This window comes from Pseudovibrio axinellae, from assembly GCF_900110875.1.
Lineage (GTDB): Bacteria > Pseudomonadota > Alphaproteobacteria > Rhizobiales > Stappiaceae > Pseudovibrio > Pseudovibrio axinellae.
Genome location: NZ_FOFM01000001.1, coordinates 82,899 through 97,474 on the forward strand (window position 1 = coordinate 82,899; position 14,576 = coordinate 97,474).

A 14,576-nucleotide genomic window follows, 5' to 3' on the forward strand; every position below is an offset into this window, starting at 1 on the left:
ATTTCAAACCTACCTTTTATCAATATCCGTCATAACAATCCTGTCCACTCGACGCTAAGGTAACTTTAGCGGGTCAACCAAAGGTCACGACAAAGTTAAACGTTCCAGATCTCAACCTCATAATCTCTCGTTTCAAAGCAGAGTGAAGCCATCCATGCCGACGATAAAAACGAACAAAACAGACATTCAAATGAGTGATACTGAGGATACTTGGGCGCAATTGGTTTTTAAGGAAATTGGCGAAACCTACCCCATTCTCGCGACGGCATTCGATGAGCTTTATACAGCCTTGCGTGAGCAGGAAGACGCCGAAATAACAGCTGCAGCTTTACAAATGGATGAGCAGGACAGACTAGAGGCAGAATATGCAGCTAAGATAGCTCGTATCGAAACAATGATGCTGGATAACGTCGAGCGGATCTCTGAGCTAGAAGCTGACCTTTCAGAGCTCAAAGGGAATCCGTTAGAGCATGACCCTGCGCCTGACGATGCCGATGCCAGCATCCTTTCAGTTCTAGCAGAGCAACTCAAGAGCTACCAAACGAACAAGGAAGAACTTTACGCAGGTCTGAGGCACTTTGGCAGCCAGGAGGAAGAGAAAAATGCATTTGAGGTTGCATACGAGACAGTTGGCCTGCTTTTGGAAAAGGCACATTTTGAACATGACCTTAACAATTTTGTAGCTTGTGAAGGAACGCTTGATGAAGTGCAGAGCAAACTCTCTTCGATGCAAGCTCTCTTACAAGATGCAAAGGAGGCTTCATCACCCCCACCTAAGGGAACTCTTCTGGAAGACCTGAGCGAAGATATAGCCCGTGTCATTGATTGCATCGCAGCCCTAAACACGATTGGATACAGAGGTTTATCCACGCGCCTTCTCACAGCCTTAAATAAAAACCAGTCCTCAAAGTCCAGCAAGGGTTCACCCGCATGGGAGGAGTTAAGGAAGGAGACCCTGGCCTGCCAAGCGGCTATGCTTGAGCTTTCCAGCATGACTAAATACATCAAAAAACTCTGTGAGAGCATGGCTACTGCCGGACCAAGCGAAGCTGCTGAAGACACACTTGCAGAGTTAGATAACTACCAATCAGACCCCGCTCGCAGTCTCCCCTCCGTTATGTGCTTTATTTCCACGTTGAAGGCAGCCGCAATTCGCAGAGAAAAATGGATCAAGAACAAAGAGTGGGCGCAAACAAATTTGGATATCCGCACCAGAAACTACAAAGCTCAACTGGAGAAAATAGTCCTTTTTGACGAAGACGACCAGCTGATTACAAAGAAAAGTACAACACTAGCCTATGCCCGCGCGGACGATGTGGATGGGTTGAAGAAGGATGCGATGATGGACATCCCCAAACGCCCTAAAGATAAGAATGCCAAGGCGGTCCCCCGAGCCACCGTCGATAGTCTGCTAGAGTCTTTTGACTTTTTGGAGGAAATACGTTCATCGGGCGTAAGCGGTATTGAAGCCATTGCAATTGAAGAGTTTTTAAAGACAGAAGACATTTTGGACGGCGTGAACCGAAACCCAGAGGGGTATAGTGATTTCCAAAAGAGAATTCAAAAAATCTTGGACAAAGTTGAACGAACAAAAAGCGGCAAGGAAGCCCTTTTTTATATCGAAGCAAAGATGAGCCTTGAAGATAGTGTTCGGGTCCTAAGAGAAAAAGCGCCCAGCATGAACATCAACAAGGCTATTCGAGAGTGTCGCGAAATTGAGACCCAAACGCTTGAACCGCTGCTTGCCAACCTAAAGTCTGCACTGGAGTACAAAAAGATCTTTGAAGGGAAAATCGACCCAGTCGAAAAACTCTTCAAATTGATACCTATTTTGCTCTCCAAATTAGGCGCTGCGCGTCCTGAACTCGCCCAGAAATTCAAGGCCATCTGGCAACCGGAAGATGAAAAAATCTATCACGGCGAATTAGAACTGTTGCTAAGACAAGCGAAAGTAACATGTGAAAACTCGGCAAATCTTGAGGACCTAAAAGAAGCTGTCAACCAGATCAATCGTGTCAATGTTCAGGCTCGAAGGTATGCCAAGGAATTAAAGACACGTCTGGAAAAGCTGGCAGAAGGTGGCAACTCTCAAATTACAGATACTGAGGAAGACTTTTTTCATAAGGTTGAAGAGGACTACAAACAAGGTATCCAGCAAGAGAAGGATCGAAAGGTTTCAAAGGGCAATTTCAACCAAAAAATGGGTCCGATGAAGGATGAGTTGGAAATGCTCACTGCCAAAGCTTCCTCATGGAAAAATGTAAAAGCTAAGATAAAAGGCATTGAGCGCATCGATGAAACGAAGTTCGATCCAACACAGTTCAAAGACCTGCTGACCGAGGTCAAATTGCTTGAACAAGAGTGTGCGGTCAGCGGTTCATATGAAGACAATATGGGGAGGCTTGATGAGCTCAAAGGTATGTTTGATGCATTACGGAGCGAGTTAACTGGTTTTCGGGAGGACATTGCCAAAGACATAGGAACCGCAACTGAGAAATGTGTTGCACGCATGGATTTGGCGAGGTCATTTGCTGAAGACAATTTCGTCAACGTTGTGGCCAGCAAACAGGAAACTAACGAAAACTACGTCAACAAGAGTACATTAAAGGCATTCGCCAATTGCGTTGCCAAGCCTATCGTTTCAGGAGATCTTACGAAGCACGCACAAACAATTGCTGACAAGCGAAAACCAATTGAAGAACGCAAGAAAGCACGCGAGGAAGCATTGCGCATCGTTCGCCCGTTACTAGCGCGACTGGATGGCGACAACGCAATAACACTTTATCGCAGGCATCCGTTCAGCGACCTAAAAAACGATTACAACATGCTTCGGCCTGCGCTTGTGCAACTAGAGGTCAAGCTTTTGACGCTGGCATCCTAGAGGATGCTTAGCAACCGAGCTCTGTTCCATCTGTTCGGGGGGGCTGCCCTTGCTTGATCTAACCACTCGTTAGCATCTCTCTTTAACTAGTGAGATTGTCCTTTTCCAAAGCGCTTTTGTCTGCTACGAACCGCCTTACTCAGAAATGGGTGCCGGTCGCAGCCTACCCGGCAACAGCGAAAACAAGGACTAAATGCTATGAAAACTATCGTAATCTGCTCCGGCGGATTGGATTCGGTTACGCTCGCCTACAAGGTTGCGCGTGAACATGAATTATTAGGACTCGTTTCGTTCGATTACGGGCAAAGGCACAAGAAAGAGCTGGACTATGCGGCACATGCTGCAAAACAGCTCGGTGTGCCGCATTATATTCTGAACATGAGCCAGATTGGAACACACTTAAGTGGTTCCGCTCTTACAGATGACCTTGATGTTCCTGATGGCCACTACGCTGAAGAGAACATGAAAGTCACTGTGGTTCCAAACCGAAATGCAATCATGCTCTCCATCGGCTTTGGCATTGCTGCTGCGCAGCAAGCTGATGCTGTGGCTGCTGCAGTTCATGGGGGAGATCACTTCATCTACCCTGATTGCCGTCCTGAGTTCATCAAAAGCTTTGAGGCAATGCAAAAGCTGGCTTTGGCCGGCTATGCCGATGTAAGCCTTTACACGCCGTTCGTTGAAATCTCCAAAGGAGCCATCGTCACAGAAGGGGCCAAACACAACGTCCCCTTTGAAGACACATGGTCTTGCTACAAAGGCGGAGAGAAACACTGTGGGCGCTGCGGCACTTGTGTTGAGCGACGCGAAGCTTTTGATTTGGCAGGCGTTGATGATCCAACAGACTACGCGGACCCGGACTACTGGAAGTCCGCTGTGGAACGAGCGGATACATAATGTACAAAATCACAAAGGAATTTCACTTTTCGGCTTCGCACCAACTTTGTGAAATGCCGGAGGATCATCCTTGCGCGCGACTACATGGTCATAACTATATCGTTGAGATTGAGTTATCCAGCGCGTCACTCAATGCCTTTGGCTTCGTGGTGGACTTTACCGAACTTAAGCCACTTAAAGGGTTTATTGATGAGGAATTGGATCATCGTCATCTGAATGATGTTTTCAAGCACGATCAAGTAACCTCTGAGTTCCTGTCTAAATTCATCTTTGAGTTTTGTAAGGAGCACTGGTCAGAAACGTCGGCAGTGCGTGTGAGTGAAACTCAAAAGACATGGGCGGAGTACCGACCATGACCAAGCTCAGTATCAGCGAAATTTTTGGCCCAACCATTCAGGGCGAAGGAGCATTGATTGGTGAGCCGACCATTTTCGTACGTGCTGGCGGTTGCGATTATCGGTGCAGCTGGTGTGATACGCTTCATGCGGTCGACAGTGCCTATCGTCATACTTGGCAGCAAATGGACAGCCTCGACGCTTGGCAGAGGATTGAAGAGTTATCCAGCGGACAGCCCATCACCATTTCTCTTTCTGGTGGTAACCCAGCCATTCAAGACTTTTCGGAACTGATACGACTTGGCAAGGCTAAGGGATATAAATTCGCGATTGAGACCCAAGGCTCTGTGGCACGTGATTGGTTTGCCGAGCTTGATACCTTGGTTTTAAGCCCCAAACCGCCCTCATCCGGTGAAACCGTTGATTGGAACAAGTTCGATGCGTGTCTGGATGCAGCACTCAATACGGTAGCCTGCGTCATCAAAATAGTTATTTTTAACAATGCTGATTATGAGTGGGCGAAGACTGTAAGTGAACGATACTCCTACATGCCCATTTATCTGCAACCGGGAAACCACACACCGCCCGAGCCTGAGGACGATGATGCGACAATAGACATGGACGGCATCATGGATCGCATGCATTGGCTGGTGGAGAAAACTGTTGCCGATAAATGGTTCAAACCGCGCATCCTGCCGCAGTTACATGTCCTGTTGTGGGGCAATAAACGCGGGGTATAAGTCGGAATTTCGGAAGTGGTTTAATAGTCTTCTTCAAAAGAACATGCGCAAGAATAAAGAACTCGAGATAGCAATGAGCAAAGACGACATCTACAAGAACCTTACTATGCTGGGCGGCGAAACCGTTCAGCCCCAATCACCTGAAGAGGCTGTTTTAGAAAGGGTACCTAACCCACAACAAGGAACGCCTTATGCTATTCGCTTCACCGCTCCAGAATTCACGTCCTTGTGCCCAATCACCAACCAGCCAGACTTTGCGCATTTGGTGATCGACTATGTCCCAGATGAATGGTTGGTCGAGAGCAAGTCCTTAAAGCTGTTCCTGACGTCCTTCCGCAACCATGGTGCTTTCCACGAAGATTGTACGGTTTCGATCGGCAAGCGTCTCGTTGACACGCTCAAACCAATCTGGCTGCGTATTGGTGGATACTGGTACCCGCGCGGCGGCATTCCTATTGATGTGTTTTATCAAACTGGAGAAGAGCCCAAAGGTGTCTGGATCCCTGAGCAAGGTGTGCCGACATACCGGGGCCGCGGCTAAGGTTTCACAGTTGGGGTTGCATAAAGGCTGCCAACCCCAACTTTCTTTTCGATGACTTATCGGCCCATCAGGGCTTTGACCTCTTCCAAACTTGGCGCTGAAGTTGCAGCACCCTGCTTTGTCGTCGATAATGCGCCACAAGCAGCCGCGAAGCGAACTGCCTCTTTCAAGGTTTTCTTTTTGGACAGCGCATAGGCCAATCCACCATTAAAGCAATCACCTGCAGCAACGGTATCGATCGCATTGACTTTGTACGGTTCGATGAACCCTTCAGAATTGTCATCCTTAAAGTACACACCGCGCGCACCCAATTTCACGACAGCTGCAGCAACACCTTTCTCGCGCAGCAAGTCAGCGGCATGAGCTGCTTCCTTTGCATTGGTTGGTCGAAAACCAGTCATAATTTCAGCTTCAGTTTCGTTTGGCGTTACCACATCTACGTTTTGCAAGAACCCTTCTGGCAAACCGTTCACCGGGGCTGGTGCAGGGTCAAAAATCACGATTCCGCCGGCTGCACGCACTTTCTTTGCAGCACTCAAGCATGTTTGGACTGGAATCTCCAACTGCATGAGCATGATCTCTGCGCCATTCAGCAAATCTGAAGTACGCTCCAGATCACTCTCGTCAACCGCAAGGTTTGCCCCGCCAATAACTGTAATACTGTTCTCGGAGTTAGCATCCACACCAATGACGGCGATGCCAGTTCCATGCACAGCATCGCTTAGCACATAGTGCGTTGAAACGCCCATATCCGTTAGATGCTGTTTGGCGATATCTCCAAAACCATCCTTACCAATTCGCCCAACCAGCTGAGCATCCCCACCCAGCTTTGAAAGAGCGACCGCCTGATTGCAGCCCTTTCCCCCTAGATTGATTGAGTAGCTGTGTCCATGCAGCGTTTCTCCAGGCTGCGGCAACCGATCGGAACGGGTTGTGATATCAACATTGATAGACCCGACAATGACGATGGACATGAATTATCCCTAGTTAATAACTGAACTGCGGACGATAAGCTCTGGAACCAGTCTGATAACTGCTGGCATTTTTACTTTTTCTTCCAGGTGACTGATGAGCGCTTCGGCAGCGCTCAAACCCAGTTCAAAACTGGGCTGTTTGACGGTTGTGAGCGTTGGAGCCATGTAAGAGGCGTACTCAACGTCATCGTAACCGATAATAGAGATATCTTCTGGAATGCGCAGATTGCGTTCCTGAACAGCGCGATACGCACCCATTGCCATCAAATCGTTGAAGGCAAAGACTGCTTCAGGTTGGCTATCTGCATCCAAAATTCGCTTCATGCCTTCATAACCGCCAGATGCAGTCAGAAGGCCAGCAGCTTGCCATTTTTGCTCAATTGGAAGACCGGCTTCTTCCATTGCAGACTTAAAGCCATTGTAACGTTCGATAGACCGTGGGTGATCTGGTGGCCCCATTAGGCACCCAATCTTTGACAGGCCGCGTTCAATAAAATGGCGGGTTGCCAGTTTCCCACCCAACACAGAGTCATCTTGCAAAGTGCAAGCGTTTGGGTGCGGAGCTGAATCAAGAATAGCTCTTGGCAAGTCGCCAAGCTTACTAAGCTGCTCATAAAGTACAGGGTCGGTCTTGGTGGTCATCACCAAAAGCGCATCAATGCGGCGCTGAAGCAACGTATTGAGATTTGCCAGCTGCCTGTCGGATTGGTGACCCGAGTTACACAAAATGAGGCTGAAATTGTTTTGATAGCACCCCTCTTCCACCCCTCGCACAACGTCTGCGAAAAATGGGTTGGAGCTGCTTGATACCAACATGCCTATGATGTTGGTTCGCTTAACCTTGAGCGCGCGAGCCATCATGCTTGGTTGAAACCCAAGCGCCTTGATAGCTTTTTGCACTTTTTGTTTGGTCACAGGAGCAACGTAACGTGTTTCGTTGATTACATGAGACACTGTAGATGCGGAAACCCCCGCTGCCTGAGCAACATCCTTAATACTGACCATTTTCGCTCCGGGTTAAGGGACGGATCTGGCGCGTTTGCCAGACCCGATTTCGTTCATTTTACGTGCACTTACTTGGTAACAAGCTTCAGCGCAACTGGAGTGTATGTTTCGACAGTTTCACCTTTGAGAACTTTGTCTGCAGTGTCTACGCCGATGAGGCCAATCATACCAGCTTGTTGTGCAACAGTTGCCAGCATTGCACCTTCTTCAACCGCTTTTACACCATCACTTGTTCCGTCAAATCCAACAACGAGGACGTCACGATTTGCAGCTTCGATCGCTTTGATTGCACCCAGAGCCATTTCATCGTTGTGCGCAAATACAGCATTTACTTCCGGCTGAGCCTGAAGGATGTTCTCCATCACGTTTAGACCTTTTGTACGGTCAAAGTCTGCTGGCTGAACTGCAACGATTTCAATATCAGGGGCGCCTGCAATTGCTTTGTTAAAGCCCTGACCACGATCACGCGCTGCAGAAGTACCTGGTACACCTTCCAACTCAACAACCTTACCCTTGTTGCCAAGTGTCTCAACGATCAATTGACCTGCCATTTCGCCGCCGAACACGTTGTCAGAAGCAACATGGGAGATGACTTTTCCGCGTGATGCACCGCGGTCAAGGGTGATGACTGGAACGTTTTTGTTGTTTGCAGCACGAATAGAGCTGGAAACTGCGTCTGAGTCTGTTGGGTTAATGAGCAACAGAGCAACATCTTTGCTCAGAACGTCTTCAACGTTTGCCAGTTCTTTAGCCGGATCATTCTGACTGTCGAGCACAACAATTTTGTAGCCAAGCTCATTTGCGCGGGCCTCGGCACCTTCCTTCAAAGTTACGAAGAATGGGTTGTTCAATGTAGACACCACCAGAGCGAGTGTGTCTTGCGCCATTGAAACTGCTGTAGAGCCGAGTAGAAGAGCTGCACCAGCTGCCAAACTCACTAGTTTTTTCATAAAAACCTCCCGAGGTTTTGTTTATTCTTGCTCACGCGTTTGCTTTGCCACGGCTGTCGACGACAACCGCCAGAAGGATAACCGCACCCTTTGCGATCATCTGATAGTAGGATGAAACATCCATAATATTCAGTGCGTTGTTCAACACACCGATGATTAAGGCACCAATAATAGTGCCGAAAACTCGTCCCTTGCCGCCTGCAAGGCTCGTGCCCCCGAGAACGACTGCTGCGATTGCATCCAACTCGTAGCCAAGACCGGCTGTTGGTTGAGCGGATTCGAGACGGGCAGTCAGGATGATGCCTGCCAGTGCAGCGAGCGCTCCGCTCAAAGCATAAACAAGGATTTTGACTTTTTTGACGTTGATGCCAGACAGACGTGCCACATTCTCGTTGCCACCAATGGCATAAACATAACGTCCAAAACGGGTCTGACTCAGGATGAACCAACAGATTGCAAAAATCACAATCATCAAGATGACTGGGTGTGGAATGCCAAAGATGTAACCAGCTCCAAATTGATAGAAGCTTTCGGCAACATCATGGGAACCCGTTGAGACAGGGCGTCCCTGAGTATAGACGAGCGTTGCACCACGGATCATGGTCATGCCAACAAGCGTGGCAATGAATGGCTGTACATTAAAGTAGCTGATGATAACGCCACTTGTCGCGCCCAGCCCTGCACCCACCATAATTGTCGCAAAAAGAGCAACAACAAGCGGGGTATCCATACCGATAAGACTTGCGCAAATCGCCCCGGCGAACGCCAAAATGGACCCAACAGAAAGGTCGATACCTGACGTTAAAATAACAAAGGTCATGCCCATCGCGATGACCGCGTTGATGGACGTTTGGCGCAAGATGTTGAGCATATTGTCAACACCAAGGAAGTTAGCATTCGCGAAAGACACGGCGGCCATCAGGATAATCAGGCCAATCAGAGACTTATTTTCACTGATAAAGTCGTTGAGCTTCATCTGTTTTATCCGTTTGTTTGGCCTGCGACTGCGCAGCGCATAATGTTTTCTTGTGTTGCTTCGTCACGGTCAAATGAGCCGGTAAGCTTACCATCGGACAAGACGAGGATGCGATCAGAGATGCCCAGAAGTTCTGGCATGTCCGAGGAAATCAGAAGAATACAGAGGCCTTCTGCTTTCAGTTTATTGATGAGTGTGTAGATCTCACGCTTAGCGCCAACATCGACCCCGCGTGTTGGCTCATCTAAAATCAGAACCTCAGGCTCCGGCACCAAAGACTTGGCGATAGAGACCTTTTGCTGATTACCCCCAGACAAGTTGGAGATAATGGTGCTAGCGTCTCTGGTCTTGATAGCAAACGCTTCGATATATTCGCTTATCGTTACTGCTTCAGAGGTTTTATTTACAATACCCAAGGTGTTGCAGAAGCGATCCAGCCCTGTAAGAGACATGTTGGACCCAAGTGATTGAGACTGAACCAACCCTTCTTGTTTGCGATCCTCCGTGACGTACCCAATTTTCGCCTTCACCCCATCTTGAGGTGACTTCAGGCTAATCTCTTGACCATCAATTTTGACGGACCCGCCTCTGATTGGGTTCGCACCAAAAATTGCTTTTGCGAGCTCGGTACGACCTGCGCCAACAAGGCCTGCAAAACCAACAACCTCACCGGCATTTGCCGTGAAAGAAATTTCTTTCGCACCTCGGGCTGTGAGTTTATCAACTTCGATGCGCACGTCGCCAGGCTCTGCAGGAACGAACGGGTATTGATCTGATAATTCGCGACCCACCATGTGACGGATCAGATCATCCTCCGAAATATCGGCGACCGCTCCCTGGTGAACCATCTGGCCATCACGCAAGATTGCAATATCATCGCACATTTGGAAAATCTCACCCAGTCGATGAGAAATGAAGACCAGACCTTTACCCTGAGCACGAAGCTCATCAACAACCTCAAACAGGATGGCAGTTTCAATGTCTGTGAGCGCATCAGTTGGCTCGTCCATGATGATCACTTCAGCGTTCAATGAGAGTGCTTTAGCAATCTCAACCATTTGCTGTTGTGCGATGGAGAGTTTCCCCAATGGGGTCGTGGGGTCGATATCCTGCTTCAATTGAGCCAAATACTTCTTGGATTCACGCTGAACCACATCCCACTGGATTTTTCCCAGCTTGGTAGGTTCGCGGCCCAAATATATATTCTCGGCAACGGAGAGGTCGGGCAAGAGGTTCAATTCTTGATGGATGATACCAATGCCAGCATCCATAGACTCCCGAGCGTTCGTGAACTCTACTTCGTGCCCCTTGTAAAATACCGTCCCTGCGTCTCGCTGATAGATACCAGAAATGATTTTCATCAGGGTCGACTTACCAGCCCCGTTTTCACCTGCGAGCGCGACCACACGACCAGCGCGGATTGTCAAATCAACGGATTTAAGCACATTGATCCCGGAGAAGGATTTTTCAATTCCTTGAAGTTCAAGAAGGGTTGTCACTGGGTGTCCTCTCCCAAAGCCCGATTAATTCCCGAATTCTCTTTAGAACGTTACGCCTGAATAGAAAATTACATTAGCATAAGGTGTGCACTCTCCCGTACGCACCACCGCCCGGCATTTTCCGGTCAGTCGCTTGAATTCCTCGTGAGAGACGATCGTTGTCTCTACACTTTTGCCTTGGTTTTTCGAGACCTCAGAAATGAATGATAGCAACCGGAGATGAAAAGCAGGTTGCTGCTCAATCAATTCCTCAGCTACGGCAATCCGCTCGATTTGCATTTCTTCCGAGATGGCAGCAGCCGTCTCCAACATGCCTGGGAGACCTCGTGTTATCGCAAGATCAATCCGTTCCACATTGTCGGAGATCGGGAGTCCGGCATCACCAACACACAGACCATCGCCATGGCCCATCTGCGAGATAATGTTGGAGACCGGAGCGTTTAAAAGTACGCCCTTCTTCATTGCAGCAGTTCCTCCGCGCTGTCTCGATTGGTAGCAAGATATCAGGTAAGAAATCTACGCGCAACCGTTTGCGCAAACGGTTGCGCGTAGATTTTGGAGAATTTGACCTGTTTAGAATGTTGAGCATGCATCAGTGAAATACCTCGAAACCGCAAAAATATCAGAGCATATATAGGATTTTTTGCACTTAGTTTGCAGCTCACAGGAGCCTCTGTAGCACTTACCTGTGACAAAATGCGCATATGTTTTGCCAAATCGTTTCTGGGGATATGTTGCATTCGCACATGGAGCTAAAAGTGACCTTACGGGAATCTTTTTCAAAGACGCTCATCTCGATGATTTTTAGTCAATTAAAAGCTGATGGCGGTAGCAGGTGAGCATTCTTCGTTCACGGTGCTCATGCATACTTTTTAAGGCTATTGAACAGATCATCAGCAGCGCATCCCCGGCTGACGGGTGAGTTCACCACGCGACACAACTCACTTGCTGTTCCCATGCTCAAATTCTCTGCGTAGCGAGCCATTTACAGCATATTGGCTGACTTGTTTAACAATCAAACAAAATTTGCAGCATCCAAAAAGCAAATCTCTAAGAGGGCTGTTTTATATTTCCGCTGAGTACGATTGCACATGGGTTCTTCCCTACTTCCTTTGTCAGCCTCCGTTGATGGTGTTGGGATATGTGCGGAAGTCTTCCATTTCCGCCGCAACATGAATGTAGATAATGGAAAACAGGACTTCCCTTTACCGACCACCAGCGCCCTATCCAGGAGAAGCAAAAGAAGGCTGGAGAGACTTCCGCAATTATGTAGGCTCAGATCCTTTAAGCATGATCCCAAAAGAGCTTTACGAATGCGCCGTTTTCCAGTTCGACGATGTGGAACCGCTCAAATTTCTTATCAATGAACCCAAACTTCTTTCACGGGTCCTTGAAGAGCAACGGGCTAGCTTTTCGAAAAGCGGCGGGCTCGCAGAGCTTATGAAACCAATCTTACATAATGGGCTGTTTTCTGCTGAAGGTGTCGATTGGAAAGACCAGCATGAAATGGTCACGCCGATTTTTTCGAATACCAGTGTGCGAATTTCGTTCGGCTACATTCAAGAAGCACTGAGCTCATTTGGAGAACGGTTGCAAGCTTATGCGGACAGTGGGAAGACTATTAAGCTTGCAGAGGAAATCAATTTCCTGATTGCAGATATCAATTTTCGTTGTGTATTTTCTAAGCCAATTGAAATTCAACTGGAGCACCAATGCTTTAACTCCATCATGAAATATGAGGAAGAGGTTACGGAAACAGCATCAGATCTTAATCAGCGTTATGGCAAATCTGAACCTGCATTTACAGATGCTGCTTTGAAGACAGCGGAGGATGTGAGAAAGGTCATCTCCCAAATCATAGACGATCACATTCACAATAGACCGCCAAATTCGCAGAATTTCTTCCAAGTTCTCCAAAACGCACGCGTCCCTTCAACTGGTAAGCATTTTACAAGATCGCAGCTTATTGATCAGGTCGCGAGCATTTTCCTGTCCAGCCACGAAACAACTTCTGCTGCTTTATGTTGGTCTATCTTTATACTTGCCCAGTGCCCAAAAATCGTTGAGCGCATTCGCTCTGAAGTCCAGATGGTCACCGCTTCTGCCCGTATCTCCTATGAGCATCTGCCTCGCCTGCGCTTTACACGCGATGTATTTAAGGAGGTCTTACGACTCTATCCGCCGGTCCTTTACCTGTCACGAGTTGCAAGAGAAGATACACTCCTGGGCAACACTCTAATTCCTAAAGAGTCGATGGTTATCATCAGTCCGTGGATTGTTCATCGGCACAATTCATTCTGGGAGAACCCGGACCAGTTTGACCCTGACCGTTTTTCACGAGGAGAAGCAAAGGCGACCCTTGGAAGCTACTTCCCATTTGGCCTTGGTCCACGCATGTGTACAGGAGCCAGCTACGTCACATTCCTAGGGATCAAGGTGATCGCACAATTGTGCACCATGTTCGACTTTGAAACGCTGAATACAGATGAAGTACGGCCAGACAGTTCTCTTTACTTAAAACCGTCCAGACCAGTTTTGTGCAAGGTGCACAAAAGGAAAAACAGCACCTAATCGCATGCTAAAACGTCGAGGTTACCCGATGGATCCCAAGGAACTACAGCAGTTAAAAGCAAGCATACAGAAAGCGCGCCGGCAGCCCGTCAACTTTGCGTATTCACCGAACAAGAACCCAAAAGAAGACGATGCGTTGCTGCTTCACCCACGCAAGAAACCAAAAATGTTGCTTCTTGCAGTTAAGAAAGTGACGAAAAACCCAAAGAGTATGTGTGGGGAAGTCTCTATAAAAAGCAAGGACATGACGCTTCAGTGCATTGGTAAGCCACCTACTCAAGGGCTTATCAAGATGATGCGGAAGTTCCTTATTAGCCAAAAACTGACATTCAAAATTCACGTACTCGACGAAGACGGTGAAACTATTCATTCCGACCATCATGAAACTGAAGAGCATGAGAGCGAGGACATCATACTTAATGCATCCACGCAAGAAGATGATGAACTCACTTCTGCTGGAGCGACAGACACATTTGAGGAAGAGGAGCTGCAAACTAGAAGTACAGAAGACATAACAGAGGCACAGGAAGAAAAAACCACAGCGCAAGAAACCAGCGATGCCGCGGCTAAAAAAGATAACCAGGATCAGGCTTTGCGGGAAAAACTGACGGCGATCCTTTCCGCAACGGCGAAGAGAGTTGGCAAGGCCCTTGGAGATGATGAAGCGCTGGATAGCTCACTTAAGCAGAAGCTCGAAGAGCTCAAAAACTCAGTAAATAAACTCGATGAGAAAGCCACACAAGCTGGTGTGAAGGACATACTTGAGCTTCTAGCTCATCACCCAGGCGCACGAAAAGTAGATCAGAAAGAAGTCGCTGTGGCTGTGAAGGAACTCCAGCTTCAGCGTAAGAACGTGGAAACCAATCTTGGGAGCCTGCTTTCCAGTTTAAAAAGCCACCCAGACCCACGCATGCGTCTCATAGCAGCGAAAGGCCCATCTCAAGCATTAATGGGTGATGCCAGTGTGTTGAAGGGGCATTTAGATGTGGTTATGGGTGACCTTAAAGCTTGGGGAGGCGCACCTGCAAACAAACGTGATGCAGTTGCAAAAAAACTGTCCTCAAGCATTGCCACACTCAATACCCATATGAATTCCGATAATCTTATTAGCCTTCTAGAGAAAAACCCACTCGGCGTATCAGTTTCGATAAAGAAGCCTATTGCCGATGCTTTGAAAGGACTTGAGGAAAAGATTGCCACCTAACCG

13 protein-coding genes are annotated in these 14,576 nt (G+C 48.0%); 7 read left to right on the forward strand and 6 right to left on the reverse strand.

All coding sequences use genetic code 11. The features are described from left to right. Positions 1-190: 190 nt before the first annotated feature. The 5 genes from BMZ51_RS00380 to queF all read left to right on the forward strand — a co-directional run bounded on the left by BMZ51_RS00380 (position 191) and on the right by queF (position 5,394). Positions 191-2,881 (forward strand): hypothetical protein, encoded by a 2,691-nt coding sequence (locus tag BMZ51_RS00380; RefSeq protein WP_208979194.1) that lies wholly within the window; start codon positions 191-193, stop codon positions 2,879-2,881. Between the two features lie 198 nt (positions 2,882-3,079). Next, positions 3,080-3,778 carry a 7-cyano-7-deazaguanine synthase QueC gene (gene queC / locus BMZ51_RS00385; protein WP_068009681.1) on the forward strand — a complete coding sequence of 233 codons (699 nt, stop codon included), beginning with the start codon at positions 3,080-3,082 and terminating at the stop codon, positions 3,776-3,778. Beyond that, a complete protein-coding gene (queD, locus tag BMZ51_RS00390) occupies positions 3,778-4,134 on the forward strand; it encodes a 6-carboxytetrahydropterin synthase QueD (protein ID WP_068009680.1) in 357 nt (118 codons plus the stop codon). The genes queC and queD overlap by 1 nt, the downstream gene beginning before the upstream one ends. Further along, positions 4,113-4,853, forward strand: coding sequence for a 7-carboxy-7-deazaguanine synthase QueE (gene queE / locus BMZ51_RS00395; protein WP_068009676.1), 741 nt, complete (start codon positions 4,113-4,115; stop codon positions 4,851-4,853). The genes queD and queE overlap by 22 nt, the downstream gene beginning before the upstream one ends. Positions 4,854-4,926: 73 nt before the next feature. Beyond that, the gene (gene queF, locus BMZ51_RS00400; protein WP_068009872.1) at positions 4,927-5,394 is read left to right on the forward strand and encodes a preQ(1) synthase; all 468 of its coding nucleotides are present in this window, start codon (positions 4,927-4,929) and stop codon (positions 5,392-5,394) included. A 56-nt stretch (positions 5,395-5,450) separates the two neighbouring features. Here the strand turns inward: queF and rbsK are convergent, their stop codons facing one another. The 6 genes from rbsK to rbsD form a co-directional block, all read right to left on the reverse strand. After that, positions 5,451-6,368, reverse strand: a complete 918-nt coding sequence (gene rbsK, locus BMZ51_RS00405) for a ribokinase (protein WP_068009674.1) — start codon at positions 6,366-6,368, stop codon at positions 5,451-5,453. Positions 6,369-6,377: 9 nt separating this feature from the next. Continuing rightward, entirely contained in the window at positions 6,378-7,373 is a 996-nt protein-coding gene (locus BMZ51_RS00410) for a LacI family DNA-binding transcriptional regulator (protein WP_068009672.1), read from the reverse strand. Positions 7,374-7,441: 68 nt separating this feature from the next. After that, positions 7,442-8,323, reverse strand: a complete 882-nt coding sequence (gene rbsB / locus BMZ51_RS00415; RefSeq protein WP_068009669.1) for a ribose ABC transporter substrate-binding protein RbsB — start codon at positions 8,321-8,323, stop codon at positions 7,442-7,444. Positions 8,324-8,354: 31 nt separating this feature from the next. Beyond that, positions 8,355-9,299, reverse strand: coding sequence for a ribose ABC transporter permease (gene rbsC, locus BMZ51_RS00420; RefSeq protein WP_068009667.1), 945 nt, complete (start codon positions 9,297-9,299; stop codon positions 8,355-8,357). 5 nt (positions 9,300-9,304) lie between these two features. After that, positions 9,305-10,798, reverse strand: coding sequence for a sugar ABC transporter ATP-binding protein (locus BMZ51_RS00425; protein WP_068009665.1), 1,494 nt, complete (start codon positions 10,796-10,798; stop codon positions 9,305-9,307). A gap of 42 nt (positions 10,799-10,840) precedes the next feature. Continuing rightward, positions 10,841-11,260, reverse strand: coding sequence for a D-ribose pyranase (gene rbsD, locus BMZ51_RS00430; RefSeq protein WP_068009662.1), 420 nt, complete (start codon positions 11,258-11,260; stop codon positions 10,841-10,843). A gap of 723 nt (positions 11,261-11,983) precedes the next feature. On the opposite strand from rbsD, the gene BMZ51_RS00435 reads away from it, so the two are divergent. Further along, on the forward strand, positions 11,984-13,369 hold the full coding sequence (locus BMZ51_RS00435) for a cytochrome P450 (protein ID WP_068009661.1): 1,386 nt from the start codon (positions 11,984-11,986) through the stop codon (positions 13,367-13,369). A 4-nt stretch (positions 13,370-13,373) separates the two neighbouring features. Further along, the gene (locus tag BMZ51_RS00440) at positions 13,374-14,573 is read left to right on the forward strand and encodes a hypothetical protein (RefSeq protein WP_208979196.1); all 1,200 of its coding nucleotides are present in this window, start codon (positions 13,374-13,376) and stop codon (positions 14,571-14,573) included. Positions 14,574-14,576 lie beyond the last annotated feature (3 nt).

Excerpts from the sequence above, each read along its gene's own strand:
- BMZ51_RS00380 (WP_208979194.1), top strand. The coding sequence starts at position 191 with ATGAGTGATACTGAGGATACTTGGGCGCAATTGGTTTTTAAGGAAATT.
- queC (WP_068009681.1), top strand. The coding sequence starts at position 3,080 with ATGAAAACTATCGTAATCTGCTCCGGCGGATTGGATTCGGTTACGCTC.
- queD (WP_068009680.1), top strand. The coding sequence starts at position 3,778 with ATGTACAAAATCACAAAGGAATTTCACTTTTCGGCTTCGCACCAACTT.
- queE (WP_068009676.1), top strand. The coding sequence starts at position 4,113 with ATGGGCGGAGTACCGACCATGACCAAGCTCAGTATCAGCGAAATTTTT.
- queF (WP_068009872.1), top strand. The coding sequence starts at position 4,927 with ATGAGCAAAGACGACATCTACAAGAACCTTACTATGCTGGGCGGCGAA.
- rbsK (WP_068009674.1), bottom strand. The coding sequence starts at position 6,368 with ATGTCCATCGTCATTGTCGGGTCTATCAATGTTGATATCACAACCCGT.
- BMZ51_RS00410 (WP_068009672.1), bottom strand. The coding sequence starts at position 7,373 with ATGGTCAGTATTAAGGATGTTGCTCAGGCAGCGGGGGTTTCCGCATCT.
- rbsB (WP_068009669.1), bottom strand. The coding sequence starts at position 8,323 with ATGAAAAAACTAGTGAGTTTGGCAGCTGGTGCAGCTCTTCTACTCGGC.
- rbsC (WP_068009667.1), bottom strand. The coding sequence starts at position 9,299 with ATGAAGCTCAACGACTTTATCAGTGAAAATAAGTCTCTGATTGGCCTG.
- rbsD (WP_068009662.1), bottom strand. The coding sequence starts at position 11,260 with ATGAAGAAGGGCGTACTTTTAAACGCTCCGGTCTCCAACATTATCTCG.
- BMZ51_RS00435 (WP_068009661.1), top strand. The coding sequence starts at position 11,984 with ATGGAAAACAGGACTTCCCTTTACCGACCACCAGCGCCCTATCCAGGA.
- BMZ51_RS00440 (WP_208979196.1), top strand. The coding sequence starts at position 13,374 with ATGCTAAAACGTCGAGGTTACCCGATGGATCCCAAGGAACTACAGCAG.